The following is a 7,574-nucleotide window of genomic DNA, read 5'->3' as shown; positions in this document are numbered from 1 at the left end:
ACGAGGGGGAGGAAGTCAAGGGAGATCCCTTCGTCAGGGCCGACGGCACACCGCCGCCGGCCGGGCCGCTTGACCCGCCCGGGACAACGAGCTTGCGTCGGGGAGGTTCCGGCCGCAATCCGCCGTATGAGCAGTCGAGTTGGCACCTCCGGGCGGGCTGCCGATCGCCGTCCCGTCTCCGGCCGTGGGGCGTGGGGCGTGGGGCGTGGTGTTCCCGCGATGGGCGCCGCTCCTGGCCGGACGCCGGGTCCCGCCCCGAACACTGGCCTTCACGGCCTTCACGGCCTTCACAGCCTTCACGGTCGCGGCGTTCCTGCTGTGGGGAATCGGCCTCCTCGTCGCCGCAGGGTCCTGCCGCCGCCGGACGGCGCCGAGGCGCTGACCGGGCCCGAGCACCCTCACACCGGCGTGCCGCGCCCGTCGTCGTACGCGGCGCGGGCCTGCAGCACCTGCGGCATGTGGGACTCCGCCCACGTCTTGATCGACTGCATCAGCGGAAGCAAGTCCCGGCCGAGCGCGGTGAGTTCGTAGTCGACGCGGGCCGGGACGCCGCCGGTGACGGTGCGGGTGAGCAGGCCGTCGCGTTCCAGCGCGCGCAGGGTCTGGGTGAGCATCTTCTCGCTCACCCCGGCCAGGCGCCGGCGCAGGTCGCTGTAGCGCTGCGGGCCGTCGGCGAGGGCGTTGACGGCCAGGCTGGTCCACTTGTCCCCGATCCGGTCGAGGAGTTGGCGGGCCGGGCACTGGGCGAGGTAGGCGTCATAGCCGGCCGCTGCGGCGGCGCGGCGCTGGGCGGCGGTCATGGTGGGCGACACGGGCTCTCTCCTTGCCGTGCGGTACGCACCTCGGGGTGCGTGCTTCCCGGTGGAGAGTAGCTCTCCTTAGGTTGGGCGGTGTTGGACGGCGTGGGGCGATGCGGGGCGGTGTTCCCCCCTGATCTCGAGGAGTGTGGTGTGGTGCGTGCCGTGGTGGTACGGGAGTTCGGCGGCCTGGAAGCGCTGGAGCTGGTCGAGGTGGCGCTGCCGCAGCCGGGGCGCGGGCAGGTGCGGGTGCGGGTCGCGGCGGCCGGGGTCAACCCGGTGGACGCGGTCACCCGCGCCGGGGTCCTCGCCGAGGCCGGGCTGATGGCGCCCCGGGCGGTGACGGGCATCGGCTGGGACCTGGCGGGGACGGTCGAGCGGTCGGGCCGGACGTCGCCGGCTTCGCGCCCGGGCAGCGGGTGGCGGGGCTGCGCGACCGCCTGGACGTGGACCTCGGCGCCTACGCCGACCACGCCGTCCTGGACGCCGACGCCCTCGCAGCCATCCCGGCGAACGTCACGTTCGAGCAGGCGGCGACACTGCCGCTGAACGGCCTCACCGCGCTGCAGGCCCTCGACCTGCTGGACCTGCCCGCCGGGTCGACGCTGCTGGTCACGGGCGCGGCGGGCGCCGTCGGCGGCTTCGCCGTCGAACTGGCCGCGCTGCGGGGCCTGCGGGTGGTGGCGCAGGCCGGGGCGGGGGACGAATCACTGGTACGCGGACTGGGCGCGCAGTGGTTCGTGCCGCGCACGGCAGGCGATGTGGCGGCGGCCGTACGGGAGTTGGTGCCCGGCGGGGTCGACGGCGCGATCGACGCGGCACTGCTGGGCGTACGGGCGCTGGGCGCGGTACGCGGACGCGGCGCGTTCGTGGCGGTCGCGGGCGCCGGCGCACCGGTGGGGCTGCGCGGGATCCGGGTCGCGAACGTGTGGATCACCGCCGACGGGCCCGCCCTGGGCCGGCTCGCCGCGCTCGCGGGCGAGGGCCGCCTGACCCTGCGAGTGGCGGACACGCTGCCGCTGGAGCGGGCCGGGCAGGCGCACGAGCGCCTGGCGGCGGGCGGGCTGCGGGGGCGGCTGGTGCTGGCGCCCTGACCTCAGGCGGCGCGTTGGCCGTGGAGGAGGACGGGCAGCGTGCGGTTGGCCAACGCCTCCATGGCGCGGGCGCATTGCGAGGGCGCCATGCGGCTGGGCAGCTCCCGGACGGGGACGAAGCGGGCGCCGAGCAGGCCGCTCTTGTGCTGCGGCGGGACGGTCAGGCGGGCGTCGTCGCGGACGGTGCCGCCGTCGAACACCAGGTTGAGGCGCTCCAGGTGGCGGTCGGCCGGGGTGAAGTCGACGGCGACGAGGTCGCTCAGGCGCAGGTGCAGACCGGTCTCGGCGTGCAGGTGCCGGGCAGCGGCCACGTTCGGCGGCTCGTTGGGCTTCGCGGAGCTACCGGGCAGGATCATGCCGTCCATGTAGTCCGGGTCGACGAGCAGGACCTCGCCGCGCCGGTTACGGACCAGGACGAGGCAGCCGAGCCGGCACACCGGCGGCTTGGCGAGGAGGCGGGGGTCGGGGTCACGCATGGGGGAGTTCACTTTCTGACGGCGGCGAAGAGGACGAGAGAGAAGCCCGCACACCACAGCAGGCGGGCCAGGAGTTCAGTCGTCATACGTGAGGCGCTCGTAGCGCAGCCCCTTACGCAGCAGGTCGAGGATGCGCAGGAGTACCAGCGGACCGGCCGAACCGAGCCGGACGAGGTAGTTGCCCGTCCTGCGCCCGTACTCCCAGTCCACGGCGATGGACGGCAACTTCACCCCGCCGAGGGCGAGCACGGACACGAGGTCTTCGACGACGGACGCGACCTGCCGCCGCTGCTCGGCGGTCACACGGGCGAGCGGGGAGGGCATCACCTCTCCCCCGGCCGCTTGTGCACCTCGAAGACCTGCCAGGCACTGTAGGCGTCACCGAAGAAGGTGAAGGACGCCAACTCGCCGGAGTCCTGGCGCAGCCACTCCCCCGTGATCTCGTTACGGACCCGGTAGCGCTGCACCTCGGGATCGAAGCGCACCCCGTACCCGTGGGTGCGGGGAACCTGATCTTGAGCCATGGAAGAACCCTCCGCGATCGGCGTTTCACGTTCTGTGCACATGGTGGCCCGGCGTCACCTAGCATCGGAAGCGGCAAACGACTTGACCTCGTGGGCGCGTTGTTTTGGAGCAGCCATGGTGAACATCAAGGAAATCGACCCGGCGTCCGGCCCCTGGGCCCCTTTCGCGGTCCAACTCCGCAACTCACGCAGGGCGAAGGGCCTCAAGCAGTTCCAGCTCGCCCGCAAGTGCGGAGTCAGCGCCTCGTACGTCTCGTTCGTTGAACTTGCACGTCGACCCCCGAGTGAAAAGTTTGCTACCAAGGCCGATGAAGTCCTGGAAACGGGCGGGACTTTGATGCTGATGTGGTGGCAGCACAAGCACACAGCCTTGGTGCCAGGCTTCCCCGAGTACGCCAACCATGAGAACAGCGCCGAGAAGATCAAGTTCTTCGAGGTCAACGTCATTCACGGTCTTCTTCAGACCAAGGCGTACGCCACGGCTTGGGAGCAAGGAAACATCCGGCGAGGCACTGCCACTCCGGAACAGGCGGAGGAGCGCATCAGCTATCTCCTTACGCGGCAGCAGACACTTCGCCGCACGCCTGCGCCCATCGTGCACGCAGTCTTGGATGAGAGCTGCCTCCGAAGGACTATCGGCAGCCGAGAGGTGATGGTCGAGCAGTTGATGCAGCTCGAACACCTGGCCAGCCAGCCTGGGTTCGTCATCCAGGTAGCTCCCTACTCCCTGGGCGCGAGTCGACCATTCACACGCGCAGTGACTCTGCTGGAGATGCCTGGGCGCAAGATGCTCGCCTACTGCGAGACCGAGCAACGCGGCTACCTGGACCGCGATACCGAGTCGATCTCGTCCCTGGCCAGGGACTACGATCAGTTGCTGGTCGAGGCCATGAATCAGGCCGACTCAGTAGCTACGATCCGCTCGGTACGGAGGGACCTCGAATGGATGTCAACCTGACTCACGCGTCCTGGCGCAAAAGCTCGTACAGCGGCAGCGGCGGCCAGTGCGTCGAGGTGGCAGACGGCTTCACCGGTGCCATGCCCGTGCGCGACTCCAAGGACCCCAACGGCCCGGCCCTGCTCTTCTCCGCCACCGCCTGGCAGTCCTTCGTCACCGCTGTCCGCACCGGCGAATTCGACGCCTGACAGGCCTACTTTGCACCGGAGTGGGAAGTCGTCCCCATCGACTTCCCACTCCGTTCGCACAGCCTGACCAGGAGGCCCGCCATGGACCCCGCCCACATCACCACCTGGCGCAAGAGCACCCACAGCGGCGGGCAGAACGGCTGTGTGGAGGTCGCTGACGGCTTCCCTGGCGCCATGCCCGTGCGTGACTCCAAGGATCCCGACGGCCCAGCGCTTCTCTTCTCCGCCACTGCCTGGCAGTCCTTCGTCACCGCTGTCCGCACCGGCGAATTCGGTACCGGCTGACGGTGCTCGCAGGCCGCCGCCCCGGCCGGTGCGCACCGTGTCCACGGGTGGCCGCGTCTGCGCGGCTGTCGGTGTTGGAGCGCCCCCGGGGGCCGGCAGCACGACGGTTGCTCGCTGCCGTCTTCGTCCGCTGGTCGGCGCTCGGCGGCGGTCAGCTTGACGGGCACGGCGGAGGCGAGGGGTACGGGAGGAAAGTGGCCGCCCCTTCGGGGGCGGTGGGGTGCGGGCCGGGCACCAGGGCGTACCCGTCCCCCCGGTTTTGGTGGCAGTTCCGCACGCTGGCCGTTGACGCCCGGCCGATGATCGTGATCAGCGGGTTTCGAGGTTGTGCGTCATGCGTTCGAGGACGCTGACGGCGGTGTGGTACTCCTGCGCGGTGATGCCGGTCATGGACAGTTCGCGGAAGGCGCTGATCCGCTCCTCGACGGCGGCGAGGCGCCGGCGGCCGTTCTCGGTGAGCGCCAGCCGGCCGGGTGCGGGGCGGGTGGCCCAGTCGTCGGTGAGAGCGGTGTCGATGGCGGCGGTCAGGGTGGGGAGGTCGGCGTTGGGTGCGAGGGCCGTGTGGACGTCGGTGTCGGCGGCGTCGGGCGTGTCGCGGATGACGTTGAGGACCTGCCAGGCGGTCCGGGTGAGGCCGAACTCGTCGAGCATGCCGTTCATGGAGCGGGTGAGGGCCTTGTCGGTGCGGTTGAGCCAGTAGCCGATGGGCTTCACGGTGATGGTCCTTCAGTGAGGTCGGGGTCGGGTGGGCCGGGCGGGGCGCGGGAGCGGCGGGGGTCAGCGCGTGGTGAACGCGGCGGCGTTCTCGGTCGCCCATTGCCGGAAGGTGCGCGCGGGCGTGCCGAGCAGGGTTCGGGTGGTGTCGGCGATGGGGGCGGGGCCTGCGGACGCGGCAGCCCACAGGGCGAGCAGGGAGGCGACCACCGGGGCCGGCATGAAACGGCTCATCTGCTGCTCGGCCTGCTCGTGGGTGATCGTGTCGACGCGGATGTCGCGGCCGAGGACCTCGGCCAGGACGGCGATCTGCTCGCGGAAGGTGAGGGACTCGCCGCCGGTGAGGGTGAGCGCGCGCCCGCGCCGGGCGGTGTCGGTCAGGGCTGCGACGGCGATGTCGGCGATGTCCTCGGGGTGGATGGGCGCGATGTGCGCCTCGGGGTAGGCGAGCTGGATCGGCAGGCCGTGCCCGATGAAGTGGGACCAGCCGAGGGCGTTGCTGGCGAAGGCGTCCGGGCGCAGGAAGGTGCACGGCAGGCCGCTGGCGGTCAGGGCCCGCTCGACGAGGAGGCTGTGCGAGGCCAGCGGGTCGGTGTCGGCGCCGGGGGCCAGAACCGAGGAGGAGGACAGCAGTACGACGTGCTCGACGCCGGCGGCCCGTGCGGTCTCGGCGAAGGCGTCGATGCCCTCGGGCTGGGGGTAGAGGAAGACCTGGCGCACGCCGTCGAGCGCGGCCGGGAAGGTCTCGGGCCGGCTGAGGTCGACTTCGGCGACCTCGACGCCGATCGGGACGGCCGGCTCGGCGGGCTTGGCGCTGGCGGCGCGGACGGGCAGGCCGGCGGTGTGCAGGCGGTTGATGACGGCCTGGCCGACCTTGCCGCGGGCGCCGGTGATGAGGATGGTCATGGAAACTCCCGGAGGTTCACGAAGCTTGCTCGAAGACATATGCATGATCGCATGCACGTAATTTCACGTCAACACATGCCTTCCGAAGCTCACGGACATTACGATGGGTGCATGACGACGAACGAGCCGCAGACGGCCGAGGAACTGCTGAACGCCGTGGGCCCCGCGTTCTCCAAACTGCGCCGCACCTCGCTACTGGAGGTGGAGAACCCCGTCTCGGCCAAGGACCTGAGCCGCACCCTGGTCCTGAACATCGTCCTGGAGCACACCCGGGACTCCGACAAGGAGATCACCGTCGGAGCGGTGGCCGAACTCCTCGGCGTCGACCCCTCGGTCGCCAGCCGGATGGTCACCGACAACATCAAGGCCGGCTACCTGACCCGTGCCGCCTCCCAGCAGGACGGCCGCCGCACCGTCCTCCTGCTCAGCCCCGAAGGCGCCGACCTCATGGCGCGCTTCCGGCGCCACCAGCGTGCGGCGTTCGAGTACATCACCGCCGACTGGGCCGAGCACGACCGCCTGGAGTTCGCCCGCCTGATGCTCAAGTACGTGGGCTCCCTCGCCCAACTGAACGATCGCCGCCCGGCCCAGGACGCCAAGGGATCCTGACGATCGCAGGCCCGGCCCTCGTCTCCCCCTCCCCCGCCCGGCGCCCCTTCGTCACCGCCGTCCGCACCGGGGAGTTCGACACCCGGGAGTTCGACACCGGGGAATCGACACCGGGAAGTTCGACACCGGCTGACGGTGCTCGCACGCCGCCACCCCCGACCGGGGCGGCGGCGTGGCGGCGTGGCGGCTGCGGCAGGGAAGGCGGCTCAGTCGAGGCAGAACTCGTTGCCCTCGACGTCCTGCATCGTCAGGCACGACTCGTTCTCGTCATCGGCGACCAGCAGTTGCACGCGGACCGCGCCGAGTGCGACCAGTCGGGCGCATTCGGCCTCGAGTACGGCCACGCGCTCCTCGCCCACGAGTCCGGTGCCGACCCGTACGTCGAGGTGCACCCGGTTCTTGACGACCTTGCCTTCGGGAACGCGCTGGAAGTACATGCGCGGGCCCACCCCCGTGGGGTCACTGCACGCGAACCACGCACCCCGCTTCTCCGGCGGCAGCGAGAGGTTGAAATCGTCCCAGGTGGCAAACCCGTCCGGCGGCGTCGGTGCTACGTAGCCCAACACCTCGCACCAGAAACGGGCGACGCGTTCGGGGTCCGCGCAGTCGAAGGTGACCTGGAATTGCTTGACCGATGACATCGGGTCACCCTAACAGGGGGGGTTCGGGGCTCTTCCGCTCAATTTCCGGTGGGGTTCCCCGGGTTGGCGGGCGAAGCCGCGCCCGGCAACCCCCACCGGCTCCCTTCGCTGTCGCGTGACGGTCACCTGCACGGTGTCCTGCCCGGTCACGACACCCCGCCGGACGGTGCACCCCGCCGGACGGTGCACCCCGCCGGGCACCGGACACCCCCGCCGGACGGCGACGGGGACGACAGCGGTGCGCGCGGTGACGCTAGCGGTCGGCTTCCTGCAGCGCGGATTCCCCCTGATGGCCGGTCAGCGCAGGCGAGGGCCCGGTGCGGGGCCGGCACCGCACGGCCACGTCCAGTAGCCTGCGCACTCTTGACTTCCTCCCCCTCGC

Annotated in this window: 11 protein-coding genes and 1 pseudogene; 5 read left to right on the top strand and 7 right to left on the bottom strand. The window is 71.0% G+C overall.

Features of this window, described 5'->3' with window-relative positions:
* Positions 1–398 precede the first annotated feature (398 nt).
* Positions 399–800: a helix-turn-helix domain-containing protein gene (locus tag ACIBEC_RS47305; protein WP_360510140.1), complete on the bottom strand. Its 402-nt coding sequence runs from the start codon at positions 798–800 to the stop codon at positions 399–401.
* A gap of 153 nt (positions 801–953) precedes the next feature.
* Here ACIBEC_RS47305 and ACIBEC_RS47300 point away from each other — a divergent pair.
* Positions 954–1,891, top strand: a pseudogene (locus tag ACIBEC_RS47300) (NADP-dependent oxidoreductase).
* Positions 1,892–1,893: 2 nt separating this feature from the next.
* Here the strand turns inward: ACIBEC_RS47300 and ACIBEC_RS47295 are convergent.
* The 3 genes from ACIBEC_RS47295 to ACIBEC_RS47285 all read right to left on the bottom strand — a co-directional run bounded on the left by ACIBEC_RS47295 (position 1,894) and on the right by ACIBEC_RS47285 (position 2,891).
* The gene (locus ACIBEC_RS47295; protein ID WP_360510139.1) at positions 1,894–2,367 is read right to left on the bottom strand and encodes an NUDIX hydrolase; all 474 of its coding nucleotides are present in this window, start codon (positions 2,365–2,367) and stop codon (positions 1,894–1,896) included.
* Positions 2,368–2,442: 75 nt separating this feature from the next.
* A complete protein-coding gene (locus tag ACIBEC_RS47290; RefSeq protein WP_360510138.1) occupies positions 2,443–2,691 on the bottom strand; it encodes a hypothetical protein in 249 nt (82 codons plus the stop codon).
* On the bottom strand, positions 2,691–2,891 hold the full coding sequence (locus ACIBEC_RS47285; protein WP_360510137.1) for a hypothetical protein: 201 nt from the start codon (positions 2,889–2,891) through the stop codon (positions 2,691–2,693). The genes ACIBEC_RS47290 and ACIBEC_RS47285 overlap by 1 nt, the downstream gene beginning before the upstream one ends.
* A 115-nt stretch (positions 2,892–3,006) precedes the next feature.
* On the opposite strand from ACIBEC_RS47285, the gene ACIBEC_RS47280 reads away from it, so the two are divergent.
* From ACIBEC_RS47280 to ACIBEC_RS47270, 3 genes are all read left to right on the top strand, one after another.
* Positions 3,007–3,849: a helix-turn-helix transcriptional regulator gene (locus ACIBEC_RS47280; RefSeq protein ID WP_360510136.1), complete on the top strand. Its 843-nt coding sequence runs from the start codon at positions 3,007–3,009 to the stop codon at positions 3,847–3,849.
* On the top strand, positions 3,834–4,037 hold the full coding sequence (locus ACIBEC_RS47275; RefSeq protein WP_360510135.1) for a DUF397 domain-containing protein: 204 nt from the start codon (positions 3,834–3,836) through the stop codon (positions 4,035–4,037). The genes ACIBEC_RS47280 and ACIBEC_RS47275 overlap by 16 nt, the downstream gene beginning before the upstream one ends.
* Before the next feature lie 81 nt (positions 4,038–4,118).
* On the top strand, positions 4,119–4,322 hold the full coding sequence (locus ACIBEC_RS47270; RefSeq protein WP_360510134.1) for a DUF397 domain-containing protein: 204 nt from the start codon (positions 4,119–4,121) through the stop codon (positions 4,320–4,322).
* A gap of 309 nt (positions 4,323–4,631) precedes the next feature.
* Here the strand turns inward: ACIBEC_RS47270 and ACIBEC_RS47265 are convergent, their stop codons facing one another.
* Together ACIBEC_RS47265 and ACIBEC_RS47260 are read right to left on the bottom strand one after the other, a co-directional pair.
* Positions 4,632–5,036: a MarR family transcriptional regulator gene (locus ACIBEC_RS47265; RefSeq protein WP_360510133.1), complete on the bottom strand. Its 405-nt coding sequence runs from the start codon at positions 5,034–5,036 to the stop codon at positions 4,632–4,634.
* A gap of 63 nt (positions 5,037–5,099) precedes the next feature.
* On the bottom strand, positions 5,100–5,942 hold the full coding sequence (locus tag ACIBEC_RS47260; RefSeq protein WP_360510132.1) for an NAD(P)H-binding protein: 843 nt from the start codon (positions 5,940–5,942) through the stop codon (positions 5,100–5,102).
* A 111-nt stretch (positions 5,943–6,053) separates the two neighbouring features.
* On the opposite strand from ACIBEC_RS47260, the gene ACIBEC_RS47255 reads away from it, so the two are divergent.
* Positions 6,054–6,551: a MarR family winged helix-turn-helix transcriptional regulator gene (locus ACIBEC_RS47255; RefSeq protein ID WP_360510131.1), complete on the top strand. Its 498-nt coding sequence runs from the start codon at positions 6,054–6,056 to the stop codon at positions 6,549–6,551.
* Between the two features lie 206 nt (positions 6,552–6,757).
* Here ACIBEC_RS47255 and ACIBEC_RS47250 read toward each other — a convergent pair whose 3' ends face one another.
* Positions 6,758–7,192: a VOC family protein gene (locus ACIBEC_RS47250; RefSeq protein WP_360510130.1), complete on the bottom strand. Its 435-nt coding sequence runs from the start codon at positions 7,190–7,192 to the stop codon at positions 6,758–6,760.
* Positions 7,193–7,574 lie beyond the last annotated feature (382 nt).

Source organism: Kitasatospora sp. NPDC051164, from assembly GCF_044455625.1.
Classification (GTDB): domain Bacteria; phylum Actinomycetota; class Actinomycetes; order Streptomycetales; family Streptomycetaceae; genus Kitasatospora.
Note: the sequence above shows the minus strand (reverse complement) of the source record. Positions and strands in the feature narration are given on the sequence as shown.